Genomic DNA, 22,581 nt, shown 5'->3' on the forward strand with positions numbered 1-22,581 from the left:
TGTAGGAGCGGGCTTGCCCGCGATGAGGTTGGTTCAGGCAACAGATAACTCACAGATACCCCACAATACTCAGCCCTGTGGTGAACCTGTGGGAGCAACCTGCATCGTGTTACGCCAGAATGACGCCGCGTTCGGTATCTGGCGGCTGAGCCGCGGCAAGCAGAGCGAGTCGGTGAAGGTGCATGGCAGCCTCAGCACCAATGATGGCGAGGTCGCCCTGAACTGGGCGCTGGACGGGCAGGGTATCCTGTTGCGGGCCGGGTGGAACCTGGCCGATCACCTGCGCAGCGGGCGCCTGGTGGAAGTGCTTGGCGATTACCAGGGGGACAACCTGGCAGCGTGGCATTGAAGCCTTTCCCACAGGCGATCGCGTTATACTCCGCGCCTTTGCCCATGCCCGGAATCCGCCCATGCGCCAGGTTTTGCTCATTGTCGATGTCCAGTCCACCTTCAGCCCGCCCGAGTGGCTGGTCGATGGCCTGCGCCGGTTGTCGGCCAACATCCCCACCGTCGCCTCGGTCGAGTTGCACGACGAACAGGTCACGCCGTTCGAGCGCCAGCTTGGCTGGCACCCGGCGGCGGAGGACGAGAGCCTGGTCGAGGCCGACCAGGTGTTCGTCAAGCATGGCTACGGGCAGAGCGCCGAGGCCATCGAGTACATCCGGCAACTGGGCGTGGAGAGGGTGCTGGTATGTGGGCTGCAGACCGAAACTTGCGTGCTGGCCGCCGGTTTTGCCCTGTTCGATGCGGGGCTGATGCCCACCCTGGTCACGGACATGACTGTAGGGTCTTCGCTGGACAGGTCGGGCAAGCTGGGCACCGACCTGTGGAAGCATCACTTCCGCCAGGTCACCACCTCGGCCGAGGTGCTCGCCGAAGTGGCTGCGCTAGGCTAGAACCGTAGCCAAAAGGCCTAAATTGTAGGAGCGGCCTTGTGTCGCGAAAGGGCCGCAAGGCGGACCCGGCAATATGTGCAGCGCAGCTGAAATCGAGGGGCTGCTGCGCAGCCCGATCGCGACACAAGGCCGCTCCAGAGATCGCGTCGCAAGACGAAAGCCTCAGGCCACATCCACCAGCACGATCTCGCTGTCCTCGATGGCGGTCACCCGCAGCACCTCCTCCTGCTCGATCGCCACGCCATCGCGCGCCTTGGCACGCAGCCCGTTGACCTCCACCAGCCCCTTGGCCGGCACCAGGTAACCCCGGCGAGCGGTATCGAAGCGGTACTCGGCAGTTTCACCGGCCCGCAGGGTGGCAGCCACCAGCCGCGCATCGGTGCGGATCTGCAGGCTGTCCTCATCGCCCGCACGGCCGCTGGCCAGGGTCACGAAGCCTTCGCCACGCTCACCTTTGGGGAACGGCCGGGTACCCCATTGCGGTGCTTCGCCGGTGCGCTCCGGCACGATCCAGATCTGGAAAATACGCGTGTCGACGTCTTCCAGGTTGTACTCGCTATGCACGATGCCGGTACCGGCGCTCATCACCTGTACGTCACCGGCTTCGGTACGGCCTTTGTTACCCAGGCTGTCCTGATGGCTGATCGCGCCTTCACGCACATAGGTGATGATTTCCATGTCGCGGTGCGGGTGCGGCGGGAAGCCGCTGCCGGCAGCGATCAGGTCGTCGTTCCACACCCGCAGGTTGCCCCAGTGCATGCGCGCCGGGTCGTAGTACTCGGCAAACGAGAAATGGTGGTGGGCGTCGAGCCAGCCGTGGTTGGCGTGGCCGAGGCTTTCGAACGGTCGCAGTTGCAGCATGGTCGTGCTCCTTGAATCAGTGGAATGAGGCCATGATGCGTCAAAGAAGCATCGAAAATAAGCGTAAATATCGGCTTAAAACAATCAGTAAAATTGATTTAATGCGATCGAGTGTTTTATTCGCTTCATCGCCTAATCCACTGATCTGCAAGCATTCGCTGGCGATTTTTTGTCGATGCGGCGAACATGCCCGCTGATTTTGTTTTTCAACGGAGTGACCGTGGCCCACGAGCAACCCCAGGCCCCCGCCGACCTTACCCCTCCTGCACAACTGCCTTGGTTTCGCCGCCTGGCGGCCCGCCTGCTGGGGCGTGGCCTGACCCGCCTGCAGGCCCAGCACCGCGACTCCTGGTTCCTCGGCCACGCCAGCGGCCAGCGCAGTGGCCATGCCGATGGCGTGCGTGAAGGGTTCGAACGCGGGCGGGTGGAAGGTTACGAGGCCGGGCGCCAGGTGCTGGTGATCCGCGACACCCGGCCAGACACCGCCGCCGTACCGGGCCGGGATGACAACCTGTTCGATGACTGGCGCCTGCCGCTGACTGCCGAGCTGAAAAAGCGTTTCAAGGCCGATGTCGCCCAGCGTCTGCCCGCCGAGGCGCAACCCAGTGCCGCGCAATGGAAGCTGATTTTCAGTGACACACCGTCCACCTGCGTGGTGGCAGGGGCCGGGGCGGGCAAGTCCACCTCGCTGGTGCTGCGCATCCTGCTGTTGCGCCACTACCTGGGCTACGAGCTCGATGCGATGACCGTGGTCACCTTCACCCGTGAGTCGCGCAAGGACTTCATCAAGCGCCTGCTGCAGGTTTTCGCCCTGTGGCAGATCAACCTGCAACCGCCACAGGCCCGCGAGCTTGTGCGCACGTTCCATTCGCGCATCCTGCCGCTGGTGCGCAGCCTGCCGGGCTTTGGCCAGGTGCGCGCGTTCGAAACGCTGGGCAACGAGATGCCGGCCGGGCGTGAAGCCGAGGCCGAGAGCAACCCGTTCGACCTGCGCCTGAACGATGCCCAGCGCCAGCAGCTGAACCAGTGCTACAGCACGCTGCTGGGCGAGAGCCAGCGCTTTGCCGAGCTGGTCGGCCTGTTGCGCAGCGAAGCCCTGCAGCTGAAGCCGCTGGACCCGAACAACCCCGATGTGCAGAAGCGCGCCCAGGTAACCCAGCTGGCCGCCCAGCGCGACGAAGAACTGTGCGATGTGATCGAAGACCTGTGGTTCGCCGCCGGCGCCTGGCCGATCAAGGGCATCGAACCCTGCCGCGAGACCATCGAGATCCGTGGCAGCCGCTTCCATGTGCATGGTCGTCTGGCCGGCCAGGGGCCTTTGCTCGTGCTGGGCTTCGACCCTGCGGAAAGCGCGCAGTACCAGCGCCCCGGCGCCAAGCTGGCGGTGCGTGCCGAGTGGGCGGTCAAGCGCACCCTGTTGCAGGCCTTCTGCGACCAGCCGCTGATCTGGCTCGACAACTACGCCATGGCCCGGCGCCTGGCAGCCTCGCTGGCCGGTGATGCCGTGGCCGGCCCCGGCTTCGAATACAAGGTCAAGGGCGAACTGGCCCCGGCGCCACTGCTCGATGCCTTTGTCGGCGCGGCGAATTTCATCGAGAACCTCGGCCTGGAAGTGAACACTGCCGTGGCGGCGATGAGCTTCCCCTCCGGCGACAGCGATGCGCTGTTTTTCGAGGCCCTGGCCCTGTACTGGAAGGCCCTGGAGGCCCACCTGCTGGACCAGTCGCCGCCGGTGATGAGCTACAACCGCATGTTCGCCTTGTTCGGCGAGAACAACCCGGAAAACCTGCAACTGCTGCCCGACCCGTTGCTGCGGCCGCTGGCGCACCTGATGATCGACGAGTTCCAGGATGTGTCGCCGCAGATCGTCAGCTGGTTGCGGGCCAGCCTCGCCGAGATCCGTCGTCGCGGCCCGGCGATGCACATCGGGCGCCATGCGCAGCATTCGTCGCTGCTGTGTGTGGGCGACGACTGGCAGTCGATCTACGGCTGGCGTGGCAGTTCGCCCAAGTACTTCATGGAGTTCACCAAGGCCTTCCCGTCGCCGGCCAACACCCGGGTGATGCTGGTCGACAACTACCGTTGCCAGCAGCAGGTGATCGACGCGGCCGAGCACCTGGTCAAGGGCACCCCGGCGATAGCCGGCAAGAAAGCCCGGGCCAGTGGGCCGGCGGCCGAGTTGCCAGGCTCGCCGGTCAAGGTATTCGACCGTGACGAGGCAGCCCTGGGTGAAACGCTGATCGAGCACTACCAGCGTGGCGAGACGGTGATGATGCTTTACCGCAAGGGCAGCGACAGGGCGCTGATGAACGAGCACCTGCAGGGCGTGCTGCACGCCGAAGCGGCGTTGCCGGCCGAGCAGCGCCGTCTGCGGCAGTTGACCTACCACAGTGCCAAAGGCTTGCAGGCCGATGCAGTGTTCATGCTGGGCGACTGTCAGTACCTGACCAGCTCGCCCTACAAGAACCAGGTGTATCGCCAGGCCGGGTTGGGCAAGGCCGGTGATGCCCAGCCGTTCGATACCGCACAGAAGGAAGAGGTGCAGCGCCTGGCCTATGTGGCGGTAACCCGCGCGGTCAGGCACTGCTATTGGCATGTGGAGGCGGCCAACGCAGAGGCGGCGGCAGCGCCGCGTGCGTCGAGCCAGGTGGATGGACGGCAGGCCTTCTTCGAAGACCTGCGAGGTCATTGATCAGCCTTCAGGCATCGAGGACGTCCGCTTGCCGGGTAAGGCTCAGCAGTAGCCCGGCTTCCACCTCCTGCTGTGCCTCGGTCAAGGCTTTCGTAGCCCTGACATAGGCTTGCTCATTGAGAGGAACCCGACGTAGCGTGCCGTTTTCGTCCAGTGCAGGGTCAGGCATTTCCGGGGCCAATGCACGTAATATCGCGTCGTCCAGGTGCGTGACCGGCTCCTGAGTTTCATCCAGGCAATAGAACAGGTAATCGAGGCCCGGGCGCCAGAAGTCGGTAATGGCTTCGAACTGGTTGGCATATTGGCGCTTGAGGTAGTCAGCCCAGACCGGCTGTTTGCTCGTCCACTGCTGTCGGGTGGTGGAATCGGCATCGAGTTCGAGCACAGCAGCGCGGACGTTGTCGACGATTTGCTGGTTTATGTTGGCGAAATGGCGATAAATCATGCCGCTGCTAGGTTCGGGGAAATCGAGCTCTTCGGCCAAGGACTGGCGCAGTGCCAGGCGAACTTCGATATCGTCGACCCGTTCTCTGGCCAGGACCGCATCAGGGATTGCCGCAGGGACATCCAGCACGTCAAGGTCCGGTAACTGACCGGCATCTCCACCTAGCGCCGCCCTGCGCACGATGCGATGCGTGCTGATGCGGTCCGCCAGTTCGTTGACTTTTTCGCGACGATACAGCTTGCGGTAAAGGTCGAGCAGCGGCTTGGCCGTGTCCCGTGCCCGCCCTGAGGCCTGGCTGGCCAGCAACTCCACTTCCAGGGCGCTGAATGCATCTGCGCCGGCATCGCCGCAAGTGGGTGGGAAGGTATGCGCCACCTCGTTCAACCGCTCGCGCAGCGCTGTATCCTCGTGGGCCTGCTTCAACAGTGCCCACACTCGGGCACGCAGGCCATCCGGATCCCTTCGCGCTACCAACGAGTAGGTCAGGGGCTCCAACACCGCTTGCAGGTCGCCATTGTCGTTCTGGTCGAACAGGTCGGACCACAGCTGCTTTTGAGGGTCTGTCGCGACATTGCGCCAGAACCCTTGCCACTCCTGTCTTTCGGGCGTGTGCTCGAAGATACTGACGCCGCTGGCTCCCAGGCGCCTGGCCGACTCGGTCTCCAGATCGTTGTAGTTGAAGAGCCAGCGGCGCTCGGGCAAGCGGGCGGCGACGTCCCGCGCATAGGGGCTGCGCAGGATACCTTCGATGTCTGGAACATGGTGAATGCGGTTGGATGAGAGGTCCAGGTAGCGCAACTGGTACTGTGGCTGATTCATCAACGTGGTCAGGCCAGTAGGAAATGCCTGCAACTGAGCATTGGACAGGTTCAGGCGCTGCAGCCGCGCCATGTAGCGTACATCAGGCGCGTGCTGCAGCGGGTTGAAGTCCAGGTCCAGTTGCTGCGGATGGATCATGTCCTGAAAGCGCGTGGAGAGGTTTTCATCGAGCGTGATGCGATTGTGCCCCAGCCTCAGGACATCCAATGGCCGGCCGCAGAGGAAAGTCAATGTCGCTTCATCCAGTGTCAGCTGGTTGCGGCGCAAATTCAGTTGGCGCAGGTCTGGCATCGCCGCCAGCACACGTTGTGCGGTGGGTGAGAGGGTAGTAAGGGTGTTGTTGGTCAGATCCAGCGTGCGCAGCCTGGGCACCGATTCAAGTGCCTCGAACAGTGCTTGCGCGTCAATTGTACGGTTGTTGGTCACTTCCAGCACTTGCAGGTTGGGGAAGCGTGACAGGAACGCCCTGTCCAGTCGTTGCAGTTGCAGCTCGTCCAGCTTGAGTTCACGGATGTGGGGCAGGCTGGCTGTGATCGCTGGCAACTCGCCTAACTGCATTCGCTCCAGCACGAGTGTGCCCAGGTTGCCGGGACCCTCCCGTCGCCAGGCGGCTTTGAGGCGGTCGGCGCATTGTTGTCGCTCGAAGCGCTGGCTGATGTTGCGTGCGGTCAGGTACCACGTTTCCAGATAGCGTTTCAGATCTTGCCACTCTGCCTGCAGTTGCCGCACTGCCGTGCCCAGGTCACCGGTCTGGCTCAGTTCGGCTCTCAAGGCGCTGATCTCGTTGCTGTTCAGTGAGGGGAAAAGTGACTTGAGCCGGCGTGTCGCGGCGCTTTCGCCGAAAGGGCCTGCTCCTCGGCCACTGAGCGGGTAACCGATTCGCCCATGTGCCAGGCGCATGGGTGAGCGAAAACCAGGCCTGATTGGCTGCTGGCCGAGCAGCACCGCGCAGCCCGAGCGGTCGGCGAGGGCGCTGGCGAACAGCTCGGCTTCACTCGCCTGCGGCTGTTCGGCTACCAATGCATCACGCAGCAGTTGGCTGTCGGCATTGGCCAGGTCTGCTCGGTACAGGCCGGTCAAGGCACGATCGAGGCGGGCACGAGCTTGCAGGTAGCGGGCTTCTTCAGCCACGCGCAAGGGCACGCGCCCGTTCTTCAGGCGTTCGCGTTCGGTGCTGTCGGCATGCGCGACGAGTTCTTCCAGGGCATTGTCAGGCAAACCGGGGAACTGGCGGCCCAAGGTCTGCGCTTCGTCGCCAAGCGGTGCGCGATGGCTTTCCAGCATGCTCGCGAAGACTTCGCGACGACGTGCTGACAGGCGGTTGGCCAATAGCTCGTTAAGGGCGCCCGGGCGCTGCTCTACTGGCGTATCGGGTAGTAGCTGCTCTATGACATCTTCATCCATCCCCGCCAGGACAATCTTGCTCAGTTCGCCATCGTCAAGCTCTTCGCGGCCGATCTCGATCTGCAGCGTGTCGGCTTTTGGCTCCGCACCGAAGTAGACTGCGTCCCCCCACTTTTCGGCACCGGTGAAGACCTTCAGCCTGTAGTTCGCGGGCCAGCCAGGCAGCTGTACCAGTTCCGGCAGCGCGAAGTTCATATGTGCAGCCAAAGGCTGGCCATGACGTACTCGGGTGATGATGCCCTCCACGTCGTCAGCCAGTCGCAGGCGCAGCAAGGTATCGGCCAGCAGAGCCGGCGGCTGCGAGCCGGTGACCTGGCTGCGACGCAAGGTGTCTGCGTCGACTTCGGTAATGCGCAATGCGGCAAGTTGCTCCGATGCATCCAGCCCCTGGCCGAACCGGCCCAGCCCCTCGAGCAACTGCGCATCGTCCCATTCGAGCGGGTTGTCGTGGGCCAACTGCCAGCGCTGGTCGCCGAGGTAGCGCAAGGCCGGAGTGTAGGCATCGGGGGCGTCCGGGTGGCGCACATGCCACTGTCCGTCGGTTTCGAACACCTCATACAGTTTGCCTTGAAGCCAAACGTGGGTTTTGCCTCCGATGATGTAGAGCCCTTGGGCATTTTTCTGCACACCCACCGGCAACGAGCTCGAAGTGCTGTAAGGGCCCATGTCTGGGTGCCAAAGCCGTTCGCGGCCACCTTTCCAGACGCTTTCCAGCGCATCGACGAACCCTGATGCCTTGACCGCGCTGCTGCCGATGGCAAAACCGGCGATCACGGCGGCATTGATGGCCAGTGACTCGAGTTGTTGCAGCGCTTCCTGGGTATCGCCTTCTTCCCAGGCTTCGAACCCGGTGAATACCGAATCCATGAGGTCGTAGGCAAATACTCCAAGCATCGCGGCATCCAGCCCAGGCACGAAGAAGGCGGCCACGTTCAGTACGTTCATGCCTGCGTCCAGCCAGTGCTGCAGCCGTTCCTTGCGTGCCTTGGCGTCGGCATCTGCGGTCGGTACTGCGATCGTTCTGGCATTCGCCTTGATGCGGCGCTTGTGGTCCCTGTAAAGCACTTGCCAGATGGGAAAGGCCAGGCGGGTTCGCTTGAAGTGCAGCTCAGGCTTGTCCTTGGGTTTGCGCGTGGAGGTGCCATGCTCGAACAGGGCATTTTCGAGCTTGCGGCTGAGCTCGATCTGGTTGTCCTGGTCAGCGAAGCTGATCAAGTGCTGGCGAAACGTGGTTTGCAGCAGGCGTTGACGCATGAGCGAGCCGGCCTTTTGCAAGGAAGCAAACTCCCTCACCGGGTGTTCGGAATCGTGGGGAATGTAGAGCATGCAGGGGTTGGTCTGGTCGGCTTCATCAGGGCCTATCAGCAGTACGCCATGAAGCGGGATGCCGAACAGGCTGAAGCGCCAGCAGCGAAGCTTGTGTTCGCCGTAACGCGGCGTGCTTTCGTTGTCGCATAGCTGTACCAGAGCATTGTGGCCTTTGAGCGTCAACAGGCCCTTGAGGTAGGCGATCATTGCCTCGGTTTTCAGTGCCTGCTGGCTTGCATCGATCCACTGCTGTTCGATCGCGGCCTTTCTGGAGCCTTCATAAATGCCCTGCAGGTGGTCTTGATACTGCTGGCCGAGGTCCAGGCTTCGGCAAAGGTTCACGAACGCTTCGGGCTCGAGCCCTGGAAGTGAGGCGTCGTCGTCCGGGCCAAGGGTCAGGGTGTCGAACGGGCCCACTTCGTCGGGCCCTTCGAAATTGTGCAGTGCGGCCTCCAGCAGCGAGCGCTTCTGTGGCGGCCCTTCGGGGCGCTTGATGTACGTATCGTCACCGCCGAGTGAGAAATCGAGGCCGGGGACATTCACCAGCGTGGTGTACACCTTGAACGGCTGGTGCAGGTACTGGGCCTTGTCCGCTTTGACATCCGGGCCCAACCGGCTCTCGAGCAAAGGCTTGCAGAATTCGCTGATCTGCCTGAAGTCTTCGAGCAAGGCCCGCAGAGCTTTGAACTCGGCATCGCGGGCGCTGATCAGCTGCCGTAAACGCGCCTTGTCTTCATCGCTGGCTGCGGTGTACCAGGCGTAAGGCGAACCGTTTTCGTCGAGGTAGTCCTTGCGGATGCTCTGTACGACGCGGCGGGTATGGTCAGGGTGCATCGTTCGGCACCAGTCAGGCAGGTTACGGACAATCTGGGCCTGATGGAAAGGCATGGGTGTGCTGGTCATGCTGAAGTCTCCGTGGTCGATGGAGGGGCCAGTCGACAGGTTTCGCCTCGGCATGCGGTGGTATTTAGTTGAATGCACAGGTCGGTCCTGTGCACGAGAGCGTCGGTAGGGGAGCAGCGCGGGCAGGGTTGTTGGGAGATGGTGAAGCAAGGCATGGGGTAGGCATGTCGTGTGGATGACGCCGGCACGTGGGGTATGGGCCGGCGTCATGTGATGCCTGGCCATGGGCCGGCGTTCTATCAGGGAGAACTACGATGCATTCGCTGTGCAGTCCCAAGGATCACCTGCTGGACCTCGACGGTATTGAAATAGCGGTACGCACCTGGGGGGCGGAGGACGGCATCCCGGTGCTGGCTCTGCACGGCTGGCTGGACAACGCCGCCTCGTTCGAACGCCTGGCACCGATGCTCGACGGCTGCTTCGTGGTCGCCCCCGACCTGGTTGGCCACGGCCGCTCGGACCATCGCCGCCACGACAGTGGCTACTACCTGTGGGAACATGCCGAGGACATGCTGGCAGTGACCGACAGCCTGGGCCTGTCGCAATTCCATGTGCTGGCCCATGGCATGGGCACCGGGGTGGCGTCGCTGCTGGCGGCCATGACCAGCGGTATTGCCAGCATGACCTTCCTCGACGGCATGGGCGCACCGTTCACGGTGGCCGAGGATGACCGCGTGCAGCACCTGGCCCGGGCCTACCGGCTCAAGCGCATGGTGCAGCGCAGCCAGTTGCAGGGTTTTTCCGAGCCGGACGTCGACCGTTTCGAGGACCTGGACACGGCGTTGGAACAACGCCGCGAGCGCCTGGACACCGAGCTGTCGGAAGAGGCGGCACGGCTGCTGGCGCTGCGTGACCTGCTGCAACTGGGCGAGGGCTATTGCTGGCGCCACGACCCACGCCTGGTGCTGCCCGAACCCATGCCGCTGACCGAGCGCGAAGCCTGCGACCTGCTCAGCCAGATCCGTTGCCCGTTGTACCTGCTGTTCGGGCGCCAGGGGGCATTCACCGGCGAAGCCTTTACCCGGCGCCAGGCGGCCTTGCCCAGCCAGGCGAAGATCTCCTGGCATCCGGGCGGGCACCACTTCCACCTGGATGCGCCGGACCGGGCGCTGGTCGATCAACTGCTGCGCATCCTCACCCGCCATGAAGGGGGCGTTCTGCAACGGTTGGTAAACGAATAACTGCATATGGTCATGCCATGCGCACGTGGGCTATGGTGGTGAATCTCATCGGGCTTGCGTGATCCCTTGTGGGAGGTTGTCCAGCTCTTTGGGCTGCGCTGTCGCGCAGATAACAGATATCGCTCGCTTGGTGCGTCCTTTGTAGGAGCAGCCTTGTGCTGCGAAGAGGCCGGTAAAGTCAACAGACAAGCATTGTCAGTACCGACCTCTTCGCAGCACAAGGCTGCTCCTACAGGCCCCTGGCAAACCAATGAGCCAAAGCGGGCACGCCCGCTCCCACAGGAATCCAGCGGCCACAAGGAGCCTTGGCATGCGACCATTCGTCATCAAGCACATCGACCACCTCGTCCTGCGGGTCAGCGACCTGGAGCGCAGTGTCGCCTTCTACACCGAGCTGCTCGGCTGCACGGTCAGCCGCGTGCGCGACGACCTGGGCATGGTCCACCTGGCCACGGGCACGGCGATGATCGACCTGGTGACCCTGGATGGTCCCCTGGGCCAGCCAGGTGGTGCGGCGCCGGGGGCCGAGGGGCGCAACCTGCACCATTTCTGCCTGCGCATCGAGCCGTTCGACGAGGCGGCACTTACGACCTACCTGCAAGCTGCAGGGGTTAAAGTCGAACCTGCCGAAAAACGCTATGGCGCCGAAGGCGAGGGGCTGTCGCTGTACTGCTACGACCCCGATGGCAACCAGGTCGAGCTGAAAGGGCCGGTACCGGCAACGCAGGCTCCATGAGCAACCTGCACACTCGCGAGAGGTAGGGATCGCGCAAGGTTCAGGTGGATATCCCGGCAAAGCCTATTATGCTTCATTTACCTTGCTGCGATCCGAGGCGGCCCGCCTCGTCGTGCTTCGCATATCCAAAGCAAGCCCCCCAGGGCCTGGGTGCGACGGTGAAAAAAATATGAGGTGCTCCCGGCCTGCATGACGACAAGACGGAGGCACCCCATGGCGGTTCTCGACAGCACATCCACGGGCAGCGCGCCCCAACGCGGTATCACCCGGGAGGAGCGCAAGGTCATCTTCGCCTCGTCCCTGGGCACGGTATTCGAATGGTACGACTTCTACCTTTACGGCTCTCTGGCGGCGATCATCGCCAAGCACTTCTTTGCCGGGGTCAATGAAACCACCTCGTTCATCTTCGCCTTGCTGGCCTTTGCCGCCGGCTTTGCCGTGCGGCCATTCGGCGCCATCGTGTTCGGTCGCCTGGGCGACATGATCGGGCGCAAGTACACCTTCCTCATCACCATCGTCATCATGGGCTTGTCCACCGCTGTGGTGGGCCTGTTGCCCAGCTATGCCACGATCGGCGTGGCAGCGCCAATCATCCTCATCAGCCTGCGCCTGCTGCAGGGCCTGGCACTGGGTGGCGAGTACGGCGGTGCGGCCACCTACGTGGCCGAACATGCACCCAAGGGCCGGCGCGGCTTTTTCACCGCCTGGATCCAGACCACGGCCACCCTGGGGCTGTTCCTCTCGCTGCTGGTGATCATGGCCTGCCGCACGGCCATGGGTAACGAGGTGTTCGAGGCCTGGGGCTGGCGAGTGCCATTCCTGCTGTCGATACTGCTGCTGGCGATTTCGGTGTACATCCGCATGCAACTCAACGAGTCGCCGGTGTTCATGAAGATGAAGGCCGAGGGCAAGGCGTCCAAGGCGCCACTGACCGAATCGTTCGCTCGCTGGGACAACCTCAAGGTGGTGGTCATGGCGCTGCTCGGTGGCACCGCCGGCCAGGCCGTGGTGTGGTACACCGGGCAGTTCTATGCGCTGTTCTTCCTGTTGCAGATGCTCAAGATCGAGCCGCAGACCGCCAACCTGCTGATTGCCGGTTCGCTATTGATCGGCACACCGTTCTTCATCTTCTTCGGCAGCCTGTCCGACCGCATCGGCCGCAAGAAAATAATCATGGCCGGTTGCATCATCGCCGCGCTGACCTACTTCCCGATCTTCAAGGCACTGACCCAGTACGGCAACCCGGACGTGTTCGTCGCCCAGGAGCAGAACCCGGTGGTGGTGATGGCAGACCCTGCCCAGTGCGCGTTCCAGTTCGACCCGGTGGGCAAGGCCAAATTCACCAGTTCGTGCGATATCGCCAAGAGCCTGCTGGCCAAGCGGGCCATCCCCTATACCAACGAAGCGGCAGAACCTGGCAGCGTGGCGCAGATCCGCATTGGTGAACGGGTACTGCCAAGCTTTGATGGACGCAGCCTGGCGGCAGCGGACTTCAAGGCACAGAGCGATGCCTTTACCGCGACCTTGACCGGGGCGTTGAAGGAAGCCGGCTACCCGGAAAAGGCCGACCCGGCGAAGATCCACTACCCGATGGTGCTGTTGCTGCTGACCATTCTGGTGATCTACGTGACCATGGTCTACGGGCCGATCGCGGCCTGGCTGGTGGAGCTGTTCCCGGCACGCATCCGTTACACCTCGATGTCGCTGCCTTACCACATCGGCAACGGCTGGTTCGGCGGCTTCCTGCCGACCGTGGCGTTTGCCATGGTGGCGGCGACCGGGGATATCTATTACGGCTTGTGGTACCCGATCGTGATTGCAGTGATGACGGCGGTGCTGGGGATCTTCTTCCTGCCGGAGACCAAGGACCGCGATATCAACCACACTTGAAGGTGAGGCTGCCTGTACCGGCCTTTTCGCGGGCTTGCCCGCTCCCACAGGGATACCACTGCGCCCTGTGGGAGCGGGCAAGCCCGCGAAGAGGCCGGTACAGTCAACCCATCAGTCGAAATAGCCACGCAACCCAAAGGCATACCCGGTATCCACCCCAGCAGCCTCGCCGCGGCTCCAGCGCTTCTTCAACACGAACTCGAACGCTGGCTCGTACAGCCCGTCCCGCACCAGTGCACCCGCCAGCACCTCCACGTCATACCAGCCATTGTCCAGCTCGATGATCGGCCGCCCCGGCACCTGGTAACGCGCCATCAGGTCACCCAGTGTCTTGGGCGTGAAGTGCTGCAGGATGCGCCAGGTGTACAGCATCAGCGCACCGTGCTCGACCTGCAGCACATAGCCATTGCGGCGGTGCTTCAGGCGGCTGCCGGGTTCGCGCAGGGCCGGGGTATGGTTGTCCAGGGTGAACAGGATGCGGTAGGGCAGGTTATCGACCCCGGCCAGTGGCAGCACGACCCCTTCGCGCACGGCCTGGTCGCCGCTGTCGCCGTGGGTGAAGGCATGGGCAAGGTCGTCGGGCAATTCATGTTGTTGCTTGAAGCGCTCGAGCAACTGGATATCGCCGAGCAGAAAGTAGTCGACCAGGTCGTTGAGCACTTCGCTGAATTCGTGGCGCATCTGTTTTCCTTGTTGGTGCGCGTGAGGGCAATGGCAAATGTAGCACTTCAGATTGGCTTCAGATTGCCCCCTGATACTGCCCCCAACACCTGACTTGAAAGGGGGACCGCCATGACTCAGGCAGACAGCGCCAGCCTGTTTCCACTGGCTATCGGCAGCCACGGCGAGCGCCTTGCCCGCATGACGCTGAAACGCTCGGGGGAGCCCGGGCGCGACGAGCTGGAACAGTTCATTCACGCCCGCTTTGCCTGCGCGCACCACGCCGACGTGCAGCACTACCTGCCCGAACTGCTCGGCCTGCATGACAGCCACGGGCGCCTGATGGCCGCCGCCGGCATACGCCTGGCCAGCAGTGGGCCGACCTTCCTCGAGCGTTATCTGGATGAGCCGCTGGAAGCGGCCGTGACCCGGCTGTCTGGCAGCTCGGTGAGCCGTGCACAGCTGGTCGAAGTGGGCAACCTGGCCGCGCTCAGCGCCGGCAGCGCGCGGATCATGATCATTGCCGTGACCTGGTTGCTGGCTGCCCGCGGTTTGCAGTGGGTGGCCTTCACCGGTGCCGCGACCCTGGTCAACAGCTTTCATCGCCTGGGCCTGGTGCCGACGGCGCTGGCCGTGGCCGACCCTGGCCGGCTGAACGGCGATGCCGACAGTTGGGGCAGTTACTACGCACAGCACCCGCAAGTGTTCGTCGGCAACATCGGCTACGGCCATGCAGCCCTGGCCCGCGGCGGCGTTTTCGAGCGGCTGGGCTTGCCCGCGAGCGTGCAGGAGGCCGGCCATGCCGCGTGAATGCCAGCTGTTCAGGGAAGTGTTGCAACTGCATGCCCGCCACCGAGGGGCGCAACCGGCGTTGCTGGGCCTTGGCGGGCCGTTCACCTATCAACAATTGCTGGACGAGGTCGAGCAACGCCAGGCCTGGCTGAGCGCGCAGCCACCGGGCACTTTCGCTCTGGCCCTGGAGAACGGTCCCGAGGCGCTGTTCTGGGACCTGGCGGCGCTGTTCGCGGCGCGCCCCATCGTTATTCTGCCGGCGTTCTTCAGCAGCGCCCAGCGCCGCCACTGCCTGGCACAGAGCGGGGCTGTGCTGGCGCTGGCCGACGAGGCCTTCGCTGACGACTTGCACGCCAGCGGCTTCTCTGCCGGTGAGCGCTTCTGGAGCCGGCAGCCGCCAGCGGCCGCACCCTTGCCACCGGGTACCGCGAAGATTACCTACACCTCCGGCAGTACCGGTGCACCCAAGGGCGTATGCCTGAGCGCCGAGGCCATGCTGCGGGTAGCGCATGAGCTGGAGGCTGCCAGCCGGCCCACGGCGCCAGGCAAGTACCTGGCGGTATTGCCTCTGGCGGTGCTGCTGGAAAACCTGGGCCTGTACGCGGCCCTGCTGGCCGGGGCGAGCATTGCCCTGTATCCGCAGGCGCAACTGGGTTTTCGCGGTGCCAGTCAGGTCGACTTCAAGCAATTGCTGGGCGCCATCGCCTTGAGTGGTGCCGAAAGCCTGATCCTGGTGCCGCAACTGCTGCTTGGGCTGGTCACTGCCATCGAGCGCGGCCTGATGCGGGTCGGCCCGTTGCGCTTCGTGGCGGTGGGCGGCGCGCGGGTGGCGCCGAGCCTGCTGGCCCGGGCCCAGGCCATCGGGCTACCGGTGTTCGAGGGCTATGGCTTGTCCGAATGCGCTTCGGTGGTATGCCTCAACCGCCCCGGGGCGCATCGTGCGGGCAGTGTCGGGCGGCCGCTGCCGCATGTGCAGGTGCGCATTGCCGAAGATGGCGAAGTGCAGGTGGCCGGTTCGGCGTTGCTCGGCTACCTGGGCGAACCACCCTTCAGCGAGCCGTGGTTGTCGACCGGTGACCTGGGCCACTTCGACAGCGACGGCTTCCTGTACCTGGCCGGGCGCAAGAAGCACCAGTACAGCACCAGCTTCGGGCGCAACGTCAACCCCGAATGGGTCGAGGCCGAACTGACCCAGGGCGGGGTGATCGCCCAGGCGTTCGTCCACGGCGAAGGCCTGGCATACAACCTGGCGTTGATCTGGCCGCTGGACCCGCAGGCTGACGACCACACCCTGGAACAGGCCATCCGCCAGGCCAATGCCGGCCTGCCGGACTATGCCCGGGTGCATGCCTGGCGGCGTCTGCCCGAACCTTTGAGTGCCGCCGGGCAAACCCTGACCGCCAACGGCCGGCCACGCCGCGAACAGATCCTGCGGTGTTACCAGTCCCTGTTATCCGACCTTCAATGATCTACGAGGTTTGCCATGCTTTTCTTCGACATGCTGCAGCAGGAAACCGCCGACGAGCGTACGGCATTGTTCAGTGTCCCGGTCATCCGCGACGCGCTGGCCGGCAAGGCCAGCCTCGAGGCCTATGTGGCCTTTCTCACCCAGGCCTACCACCACGTGCGGCACACCGTGCCATTGATGATGGCCTGCGGGGCCCGTTTGCCGGCGCGGCTGGAGTGGCTGCGCGGCGCAGTGTGCGAGTACATCGACGAGGAGTACGGCCATGAGCGCTGGATTCTCGATGACATCGCCGCCTGCGGTGGCGACCCGCACCAGGTGGCCGGCGGCCGGCCGGCATTGCCCATCGAGCTGATGGTGGCATTTCTCTACGACCAGATTGCCCGTGGCAACCCGGTCGGGCTGTTCGGTATGGTCAACGTGCTCGAAGGCACCAGCATTGCCCTCGCCACCCAGGCAGCCGGTACCCTGCAGAGCAGCCTCGGCCTGCCGGACAAGGCGTTCAGCTACCTGAGTTCCCACGGCGCCCTGGACCAGGACCACATGGCCACCTACCGTGGCCTGATGAACCGTCTGGACCAGCCCGAAGACCAGCAGGCGGTAATCCACGCTGCCAAAGTGGTGTATCGCCTGTATACCGCCATGTTCGAAGGGCTGCCGCGTACCGGGCAGCAGGAGGTAAAGCATGCGCTTGCCTGATTGCGTGGCGGTGCTCACCGGTGCCAGCGGTGGCATCGGCCTGGAGTTGGCGGCCCAGCTATGCAGTGCCGGTGCTCGCGTACTGGCGGTCAGCCGGCAGCAGGGCAAGCTGACCGAACTGATGGCGCGCTACCCCGGGCAATTGCGCTGGCAGCAGGCCGACCTGCGCTGCGCCGAAGGCCGCCGTGACGTGCTGGAGGCAGCGCGGGCGATGGGTAGTTGCAACCTGTTGATCAACGCCGCCGGGGTCAACCGCTTCGCCTTGCTCGAACAGATGGACGAGGCCGCCCTCGACGAGTTGTTCGACCTCAACATCAAGGCCGCCGTGCAGCTCACCCGCCTGTGCCTGCCGCTACTGCGCGCCCAGCCCAGTGCGCTGGTGGTGAACGTGGGGTCGATCTATGGCTCCATCGGCTACCCAGGCTATGCCACCTACTGCGCCAGCAAGTTTGCCTTGCGCGGGTTCTCCGAGGCATTGCGCCGCGAGCTTGCCGACACCTCGGTGAACGTGTTGTATGCCGCACCGCGCACTACCCGCACGACGATGAACAGTAGCGCCGCGCAGGCGCTGAACCAGGCGTTGAAGGTAGGCGTCGATGACCCGCAGGATGTCGCCCGGGCAGTGCTCGACGCGGTACAGGCCGAGCGCAGCGAACTGTACCTGGGTTGGCCGGAGAAACTCTTCGTGCGCCTTAACGGCATGCTGCCAGGCGTGGTCGACCGCGCCCTGCGCAAGCAATTGCCGCTGATCCGTCGCTACAGCAACTGGCACAGCAAGGAGTCGAGCAAATGAAACGTCTGATACTGGCCAGCCTGCTGGCCATCGCCCCGTTCACCTGGGCCCTCGACCAGACCGGTACCCAGCAACTCAACGCCATCCAGCAGCGCTGGGCGGTGGTTCGCTATAACCTGCCCGAAGCCCAGCGTGCCGGGGCATTCGAGGCCCTGGCGGCACAGTCGGCGGCGTTGGTGCGCCAGCATCCGGGCTCGGCCGAGCCGCTGATCTGGGACGGCATCGTCAACAGCAGCTGGGCCGGCGCCACCGGTGGGCTGGGCGCGTTGGGCAAGGTCAAGGCCGCCCGCGCCAGCCTGGAAAAGGCCCTGGCCATGGACCCCAAGGCGCTGCAAGGCTCGGCCTACACCAGCCTGGGCGCGCTGTACGACCAGGTGCCCGGCTGGCCATTGAGCTTCGGCGACCAGGCCAAGGCCGAGGCCATGCTGCGCCAGGCGCTGGCGATCAACCCCGACGGTATCGACAGCAACTATTTCTGGGCCGACCACCTGTACCGGCAGAACCGCTATGACGAAGCCCGCGCCGCCCTGCAAAAGGCGTTGCAGGCACCGCCCCGGCCCGGGAGAGAGTTGGCCGACCAGGGCCGGCGTGGTGAAATCGATGCTTTACTCAAAGCGATCAAGGACAAACAGGATTAAGCATGCGCCTGCTGCTGGTAGAAGATGACGTCGCGTTGGGGGAGGGGATTTGTGACGGCATGCGCCGCGAGGGCTATACCCTCGACTGGTTGCAGGATGGCGCCAGTGCCTTGCATGCCCTGTGCCACGAAGAGTTCGACCTGGCCATCCTCGACCTGGGCTTGCCGCGCCTGGATGGCATCGAGTTGCTGCGGCGCCTGCGTGCGGCCGGGAAGAGCCTGCCAGTGCTGGTGCTGACCGCCCGCGACGCCACCGATGACCGCATTGCCGGGCTGGATGCCGGCGCCGACGACTACCTGGTCAAACCCTTCGACCTCAACGAACTCAAGGCCCGCTTGCGGGCCTTGCTGCGGCGCAGTAGTGGCCGCGCCCGCGTGCTGATAGAGCATGCCGGGGTATGCCTGGATCCGGTCAGCCAGCAGGTGCACTACCTGGGCCAGCCGGTGGTACTCACGCCCAAGGAATACCTGCTGCTGCACGAGCTGCTGGCCCAGCCGGGCAAGGTGTTCACCCGCGAACGCTTGACCCAGTTGCTGTATGGCTGGGATGAAGAGCCGGAGAGCAACACCCTGGAAGTGAACATCTACCACCTGCGCAAGAAGCTGTTCAACGGCCTGATCCGCACCGTGCGCGGGATCGGCTACCTGGTGGAACGCAAGTCATGAGCTCGTTGCGCCAACGCACCTTGTGGCGGGTGATGCTGCTGTTGCTGGTCGGCAGCGGGTTGCTGGCGCTGTACAACTATCACGACAGCCGCCACGAAATTAACGAAGTGTACGACGCCCACCTGGCACAGGACGCCCGGCTGCTGCAGGGGATCATGAGCCTGCCGGTGCAAGAGCAGAGCCGTGACGAGTTGTACCGCGCATTCGACGAGGCCTTGAGCAAGGCCGGGCACCACAAGGTGGGGCACCGCTACGAGAGCAAGCTGGCCTTCCAGGTATGGGCCGACGACGGCGGGCTGCTGGTACACACGCCCAGCGCCCCGCAGCTGGGGCAGGCGCCGCGGGTGCCGGGTTTCGCCGACGTGGTGGTGGATGGGCGGCGTTGGCGCAGCTTTGTCTTGCCGGTGCCGGAAAAACACTGGGTGATCTGGGTGGGCGAGCGCAACGACGTGCGTGACGACCTGATCGAACGCATCGTGCAGCACACGCTGTTGCCATTCCTGTTCGGCAGCCTGGCCCTGGCCTTGCTGGTGTGGGCGGCCATAGGCTGGGGGCTGCGGCCGCTGCAGAACATGGCCAGGGTGATCCGCGCCCGCCACGCCGAGTCGCTCGAGCCGTTGCAGCTGGTGCCGTTGCCTAAGGAGCTGGAGCCGATGCAGGCGGCGATCAACCGCCTGCTCGGGCAGATCGACGACCTGCTGCGCCGCGAACACCGTTTCATCGCCGATGCTGCCCACGAGATGCGCACGCCCTTGGCCATCCTGCGCCTGCACGCGCAGAACGCCCTGAATGCAGACAGCGCTGCCGAGCGGGACAAGGCCCTGCAGTTTCTGATGGGCGGTGTCGACCGCCTTGCCCGGGTGGTCAACCAGCTGTTGACCCTGGCCCGCCTGGAGCCGCGACCAGGCCGGCGTGACTGGCCGCGGGTGGACCTGGAGGGCGTGGTGGCCGAGACCCTGGCAGAGCTTACCCCCTGGATACTGGAGCGCGGGCTGGAGCCTTCGCTGGACATCGCGGCCGGCGACTACCACTTGCACACCGACGCTGGCGCGTTGGGTATTGCGCTGCAGAACCTGGTGGCCAATGCCGTGGACCATTCGCCGGCAGGCGGTCGGGTCACCGTGACACTGCAGTGCGAAGGGCAGGCCTTGCTGGTCAGTGTCGACGACGAAGGGCCGGGCATCGCCGAAGTCGACCAGCAGCGGGTATTCGAGCGCTTCTACAGCAAGGGCTCGACCAATGGCGCCGGGCTGGGGTTGTCGATCGTCAGCACCATCATGACCCGCCTGGGTGGCAGCGTGCAGTTGCGCAACCAGACGCCACACGGACTGCGCGCGACCTTGCGCCTGCCCGTGGAGCCCTGAACGCTTGCTAGTGTTTCTGGGCGATCTGGATCAGGTTGCCGCAAGTGTCATCGAACACCGCTACGGTGACCGGCCCCATGGCAGTAGGCGGTTGGGTGAACTGCACGCCCGCTGCGCACAGCCGGGTATATTCGGCCTGGATGTCCCGCACGCCGAACGAGGTGGCGGGGATGCCGTCCTGCTTGAGCGCGGCCTTGTAGACCTTGGCGGCCGGGTGCGCGTCGGGCTCGAGCAGCAGCTCGACGCCGTTGGGGTCGTTGGGGGAGGTGAGGGTCAGCCAGCGGTGTCGGCCCATGGGGATGTCGTGCTTGGGCTCGAAACCGAGTACGTAGTGGTAGAAAGCCAGGGCCTTGGCCTGGTCGTCGACGAGGATGCTGGTGACTATGATCTTCATGAACGCACACCGTATGCCTGGAGTCGTTGAGTACCAGTAAAGACAATCAGCGGCATTTGGCCAGGGCACCGGGTTCACCGCGAACCCTGCAACGCGATCCGACAGCATTTCTCTTCTCTTCACGGTCAAAGTTCCAGATGGGTTGGTGGCAATGGGGGTTGTAGCGTTGATCGGGCGATACCACCCAAACCAAGGAGTGAACCCCATGCAAGAAGAACCCGTTAACGAGCCAGACGACACGCTCGACCACGAACAGCTGGAAAATGCAGAACCGCAGGCAACGTTGTCCAGGCGCAAGCGCGGTATAGGGCCAGTAGTCGGCATGCCCTGCAGGCCAGGGTACAAGCTGATTGGTGATGACTGTGTAATCGCCAATATCGATTTCGAGTGAAGCAAAGGGGGGGCGCATCGCGCCCCTCGTAAAAACCTGCTCAAGCCATAGGTAAATCCTTCATCACCCGGCCCCCACCCAGCCGCTGCCGAGGGTAAAGTGACAGGCATGATCCCAGCGCGCCCAGACCGGCGTCAGAGAGGTGCCCGTGGCGGCCTACACATTGCGACAACTCAAGTACTTCGTCACCACCGTCGAGGCCGGCAGCGTGGCCGAGGCTTCACGCCAGCTGTACATTGCCCAGCCGTCCATCTCCACGGCCATCAAGAGCCTGGAAGAAAGCTTCGGCGTGCAGCTGTTCATCCGCCACCACGCCCAGGGTGTGTCTCTGACGCCCAGCGGCAAGCGCTTCTATGCCAAGACCAAGTCGCTGCTGCAGATGGCCCACGAATTCGAGCAGAACGCCCTGGCCGACAACGACACCGTGGCCGGGCAAATCGACATCGGCTGCTTCGAAACCGTGGCACCGCTGTACCTGCCGCGCCTGATCGCCGGCTTTCGCCAGCGTTACCCGGGGGTGGATATCCGCCTGCGCGACGGCGAGCAGCAGGACCTGATCCAGGGCCTGACTGCCGGTACCTTCGACCTGGCGTTCCTCTACGACCATGACCTGGACGGCACCATCGAGGCCGAGCCGCTCATGCCGCCGCAGAAGCCCTATGTGCTGCTCCCCGAGAACCACCGCTTTGCCGGGCAGGCCCAGGTGTCGCTGCGCGATCTGTGCCCGGAGCCGATGATCCTGCTGGACGTTGCCCCCAGCCGTACCTACTTCGTCAGCCTGTTCAACGAAATGGGCCTGACGCCCAATATCGTCTTCAGTTCGCCGTCGATCGAGATGGTACGCGGCATGGTCGGGCAGGGCTTTGGCTTTTCGTTGCTGGTGACGCGGCCGCATTCGGAGTACACCTACGACGGGCAACGCCTGGCCATGCTGGATATAGCCGAGCCAGTGGCGCTGTCAGGGCTGGCAGCGGCGTGGTTGAAGCGGGTGCAACTGACCAAGCCGGCGCAGTTGTTCGTCGAGTTTTGCCGGGAAGAACTGGCCAAGTTCTGAAACGGGCACGCCATGCAGGAGCATGGCGTGCCCGTTGGTCAGGGGTTGACCTGATAGCCGCGCCCTTGCAGGCAGCCGGCATAGGCACTGGCATGAGCCTGGGCTTTCGCTTCGTCCTGGCCGCGCCGGTCCTGACGGCGGTCCTGACGCTGGCGCATGCCACCGACCGCAGCACCGGCGGCGGCCACTTCGCCGGCGCGGTTCTGTCGGTATTGCTCCTTGGCATCGTCACCGACCCGGTCATACAGCTCGTCGTGCTGGTTGCCGCGCACCTGCGCGCCTGCCGCACCGGCAACCGCGCCGGCGGCGGCACCGCGTACCCGGCCACCGACATGGGGGTCGCTGGAGGTCGCGGCACTGTTCGCGGCATTGGTCGCGACAGTATTGCAATCATTGATATCCAGTTGCATCTGCTGGCTGCTCTGGCCCTTGAGCGGCACCACCGACTGCGCCTGGGCTGCCGATGCCGCGCACAGCAGCACCAGCAGGCAACTCCACGTGAACGTACGCATGGCAAACCTCCAGCGGGTG

19 protein-coding genes and 1 pseudogene are annotated in these 22,581 nt (G+C 64.1%); 15 read left to right on the plus strand and 5 right to left on the minus strand.

The window, feature by feature from the left end; all coding sequences use genetic code 11:
- Positions 1–100 precede the first annotated feature (100 nt).
- Both GYA95_RS07170 and GYA95_RS07175 read left to right on the plus strand, forming a co-directional pair.
- Positions 101–322: pseudogene (locus tag GYA95_RS07170) on the plus strand (LysR family transcriptional regulator); the annotation flags it as partial.
- A gap of 88 nt (positions 323–410) precedes the next feature.
- On the plus strand, positions 411–896 hold the full coding sequence (locus tag GYA95_RS07175) for an isochorismatase family protein (RefSeq protein ID WP_015269960.1): 486 nt from the start codon (positions 411–413) through the stop codon (positions 894–896).
- Between the two features lie 162 nt (positions 897–1,058).
- Here GYA95_RS07175 and GYA95_RS07180 read toward each other — a convergent pair whose 3' ends face one another.
- Positions 1,059–1,757, minus strand: coding sequence for a pirin family protein (locus GYA95_RS07180; protein ID WP_013972071.1), 699 nt, complete (start codon positions 1,755–1,757; stop codon positions 1,059–1,061).
- 175 nt (positions 1,758–1,932) lie between these two features.
- Between GYA95_RS07180 and GYA95_RS07185 the strand changes: the two genes are divergently transcribed.
- Complete coding sequence (locus tag GYA95_RS07185; protein ID WP_015269961.1) at positions 1,933–4,449, plus strand: UvrD-helicase domain-containing protein; 2,517 nt, start codon at positions 1,933–1,935, stop codon at positions 4,447–4,449.
- A 7-nt stretch (positions 4,450–4,456) separates the two neighbouring features.
- Here the strand turns inward: GYA95_RS07185 and GYA95_RS07190 are convergent, their stop codons facing one another.
- Positions 4,457–9,328, minus strand: a complete 4,872-nt coding sequence (locus GYA95_RS07190; protein WP_332875585.1) for an NEL-type E3 ubiquitin ligase domain-containing protein — start codon at positions 9,326–9,328, stop codon at positions 4,457–4,459.
- Positions 9,329–9,582: 254 nt separating this feature from the next.
- Between GYA95_RS07190 and GYA95_RS07195 the strand changes: the two genes are divergently transcribed.
- The 3 genes from GYA95_RS07195 (at position 9,583) to GYA95_RS07205 (ending at position 13,135) form a co-directional block, all read left to right on the plus strand.
- The gene (locus GYA95_RS07195; protein WP_015269963.1) at positions 9,583–10,509 is read left to right on the plus strand and encodes an alpha/beta fold hydrolase; all 927 of its coding nucleotides are present in this window, start codon (positions 9,583–9,585) and stop codon (positions 10,507–10,509) included.
- Between the two features lie 310 nt (positions 10,510–10,819).
- The gene (locus tag GYA95_RS07200; RefSeq protein WP_015269964.1) at positions 10,820–11,245 is read left to right on the plus strand and encodes a VOC family protein; all 426 of its coding nucleotides are present in this window, start codon (positions 10,820–10,822) and stop codon (positions 11,243–11,245) included.
- 213 nt (positions 11,246–11,458) lie between these two features.
- A complete protein-coding gene (locus tag GYA95_RS07205) occupies positions 11,459–13,135 on the plus strand; it encodes an MFS transporter (protein WP_013972077.1) in 1,677 nt (558 codons plus the stop codon).
- A 111-nt stretch (positions 13,136–13,246) separates the two neighbouring features.
- Here GYA95_RS07205 and GYA95_RS07210 read toward each other — a convergent pair whose 3' ends face one another.
- On the minus strand, positions 13,247–13,816 hold the full coding sequence (locus tag GYA95_RS07210; RefSeq protein WP_013972078.1) for a hypothetical protein: 570 nt from the start codon (positions 13,814–13,816) through the stop codon (positions 13,247–13,249).
- 111 nt (positions 13,817–13,927) lie between these two features.
- Here GYA95_RS07210 and GYA95_RS07215 point away from each other — a divergent pair, with 111 nt between their 5' ends.
- From GYA95_RS07215 to GYA95_RS07245, 7 genes are read left to right on the plus strand one after another with little or no spacing between them, the layout of a single operon-like run.
- Positions 13,928–14,605, plus strand: a complete 678-nt coding sequence (locus GYA95_RS07215) for a thermostable hemolysin (RefSeq protein ID WP_015269965.1) — start codon at positions 13,928–13,930, stop codon at positions 14,603–14,605.
- Positions 14,595–16,055 carry an AMP-binding protein gene (locus GYA95_RS07220; protein WP_102083887.1) on the plus strand — a complete coding sequence of 487 codons (1,461 nt, stop codon included), beginning with the start codon at positions 14,595–14,597 and terminating at the stop codon, positions 16,053–16,055. Before GYA95_RS07215 ends, GYA95_RS07220 begins: the two co-directional genes overlap by 11 nt.
- A 15-nt stretch (positions 16,056–16,070) precedes the next feature.
- Positions 16,071–16,751, plus strand: a complete 681-nt coding sequence (locus GYA95_RS07225) for a TenA family transcriptional regulator (RefSeq protein WP_015269967.1) — start codon at positions 16,071–16,073, stop codon at positions 16,749–16,751.
- On the plus strand, positions 16,738–17,544 hold the full coding sequence (locus tag GYA95_RS07230) for an SDR family oxidoreductase (RefSeq protein WP_013972081.1): 807 nt from the start codon (positions 16,738–16,740) through the stop codon (positions 17,542–17,544). The genes GYA95_RS07225 and GYA95_RS07230 overlap by 14 nt, the downstream gene beginning before the upstream one ends.
- A complete protein-coding gene (locus GYA95_RS07235) occupies positions 17,541–18,182 on the plus strand; it encodes a tetratricopeptide repeat protein (RefSeq protein WP_015269968.1) in 642 nt (213 codons plus the stop codon). Before GYA95_RS07230 ends, GYA95_RS07235 begins: the two co-directional genes overlap by 4 nt.
- Before the next feature lie 2 nt (positions 18,183–18,184).
- Positions 18,185–18,847: a response regulator gene (locus tag GYA95_RS07240; protein ID WP_015269969.1), complete on the plus strand. Its 663-nt coding sequence runs from the start codon at positions 18,185–18,187 to the stop codon at positions 18,845–18,847.
- A complete protein-coding gene (locus GYA95_RS07245; protein ID WP_015269970.1) occupies positions 18,844–20,211 on the plus strand; it encodes a sensor histidine kinase in 1,368 nt (455 codons plus the stop codon). Before GYA95_RS07240 ends, GYA95_RS07245 begins: the two co-directional genes overlap by 4 nt.
- A 7-nt stretch (positions 20,212–20,218) precedes the next feature.
- On the opposite strand, the gene GYA95_RS07250 is transcribed toward GYA95_RS07245, so the two are convergent.
- Positions 20,219–20,605 carry a VOC family protein gene (locus GYA95_RS07250; protein WP_013972085.1) on the minus strand — a complete coding sequence of 129 codons (387 nt, stop codon included), beginning with the start codon at positions 20,603–20,605 and terminating at the stop codon, positions 20,219–20,221.
- A gap of 205 nt (positions 20,606–20,810) precedes the next feature.
- Here GYA95_RS07250 and GYA95_RS07255 point away from each other — a divergent pair, with 205 nt between their 5' ends.
- On the plus strand, positions 20,811–20,996 hold the full coding sequence (locus GYA95_RS07255; protein ID WP_015269971.1) for a hypothetical protein: 186 nt from the start codon (positions 20,811–20,813) through the stop codon (positions 20,994–20,996).
- Between the two features lie 148 nt (positions 20,997–21,144).
- On the plus strand, positions 21,145–22,050 hold the full coding sequence (locus GYA95_RS07260; RefSeq protein WP_013972086.1) for a LysR family transcriptional regulator: 906 nt from the start codon (positions 21,145–21,147) through the stop codon (positions 22,048–22,050).
- 38 nt (positions 22,051–22,088) lie between these two features.
- Here the strand turns inward: GYA95_RS07260 and GYA95_RS07265 are convergent, their stop codons facing one another.
- Entirely contained in the window at positions 22,089–22,562 is a 474-nt protein-coding gene (locus GYA95_RS07265; RefSeq protein WP_003259312.1) for a YMGG-like glycine zipper-containing protein, read from the minus strand.
- Positions 22,563–22,581: the final 19 nt, after the last annotated feature.

Origin of the sequence: Pseudomonas asiatica, from assembly GCF_009932335.1 — a bacterium.
In the GTDB taxonomy this organism is placed as follows: Bacteria; Pseudomonadota; Gammaproteobacteria; order Pseudomonadales; family Pseudomonadaceae; genus Aquipseudomonas; species Aquipseudomonas asiatica.

Coding starts and splice junctions, on each gene's coding strand:
- GYA95_RS07175 (WP_015269960.1), top strand. CDS start 411: ATGCGCCAGGTTTTGCTCATTGTCGATGTCCAGTCCACCTTCAGCCCG.
- GYA95_RS07180 (WP_013972071.1), bottom strand. CDS start 1,757: ATGCTGCAACTGCGACCGTTCGAAAGCCTCGGCCACGCCAACCACGGC.
- GYA95_RS07185 (WP_015269961.1), top strand. CDS start 1,933: ATGCGGCGAACATGCCCGCTGATTTTGTTTTTCAACGGAGTGACCGTG.
- GYA95_RS07190 (WP_332875585.1), bottom strand. CDS start 9,328: ATGACCAGCACACCCATGCCTTTCCATCAGGCCCAGATTGTCCGTAAC.
- GYA95_RS07195 (WP_015269963.1), top strand. CDS start 9,583: ATGCATTCGCTGTGCAGTCCCAAGGATCACCTGCTGGACCTCGACGGT.
- GYA95_RS07200 (WP_015269964.1), top strand. CDS start 10,820: ATGCGACCATTCGTCATCAAGCACATCGACCACCTCGTCCTGCGGGTC.
- GYA95_RS07205 (WP_013972077.1), top strand. CDS start 11,459: ATGGCGGTTCTCGACAGCACATCCACGGGCAGCGCGCCCCAACGCGGT.
- GYA95_RS07210 (WP_013972078.1), bottom strand. CDS start 13,816: ATGCGCCACGAATTCAGCGAAGTGCTCAACGACCTGGTCGACTACTTT.
- GYA95_RS07215 (WP_015269965.1), top strand. CDS start 13,928: ATGACTCAGGCAGACAGCGCCAGCCTGTTTCCACTGGCTATCGGCAGC.
- GYA95_RS07220 (WP_102083887.1), top strand. CDS start 14,595: ATGCCGCGTGAATGCCAGCTGTTCAGGGAAGTGTTGCAACTGCATGCC.
- GYA95_RS07225 (WP_015269967.1), top strand. CDS start 16,071: ATGCTTTTCTTCGACATGCTGCAGCAGGAAACCGCCGACGAGCGTACG.
- GYA95_RS07230 (WP_013972081.1), top strand. CDS start 16,738: ATGCGCTTGCCTGATTGCGTGGCGGTGCTCACCGGTGCCAGCGGTGGC.
- GYA95_RS07235 (WP_015269968.1), top strand. CDS start 17,541: ATGAAACGTCTGATACTGGCCAGCCTGCTGGCCATCGCCCCGTTCACC.
- GYA95_RS07240 (WP_015269969.1), top strand. CDS start 18,185: ATGCGCCTGCTGCTGGTAGAAGATGACGTCGCGTTGGGGGAGGGGATT.
- GYA95_RS07245 (WP_015269970.1), top strand. CDS start 18,844: ATGAGCTCGTTGCGCCAACGCACCTTGTGGCGGGTGATGCTGCTGTTG.
- GYA95_RS07250 (WP_013972085.1), bottom strand. CDS start 20,605: ATGAAGATCATAGTCACCAGCATCCTCGTCGACGACCAGGCCAAGGCC.
- GYA95_RS07255 (WP_015269971.1), top strand. CDS start 20,811: ATGCAAGAAGAACCCGTTAACGAGCCAGACGACACGCTCGACCACGAA.
- GYA95_RS07265 (WP_003259312.1), bottom strand. CDS start 22,562: ATGCGTACGTTCACGTGGAGTTGCCTGCTGGTGCTGCTGTGCGCGGCA.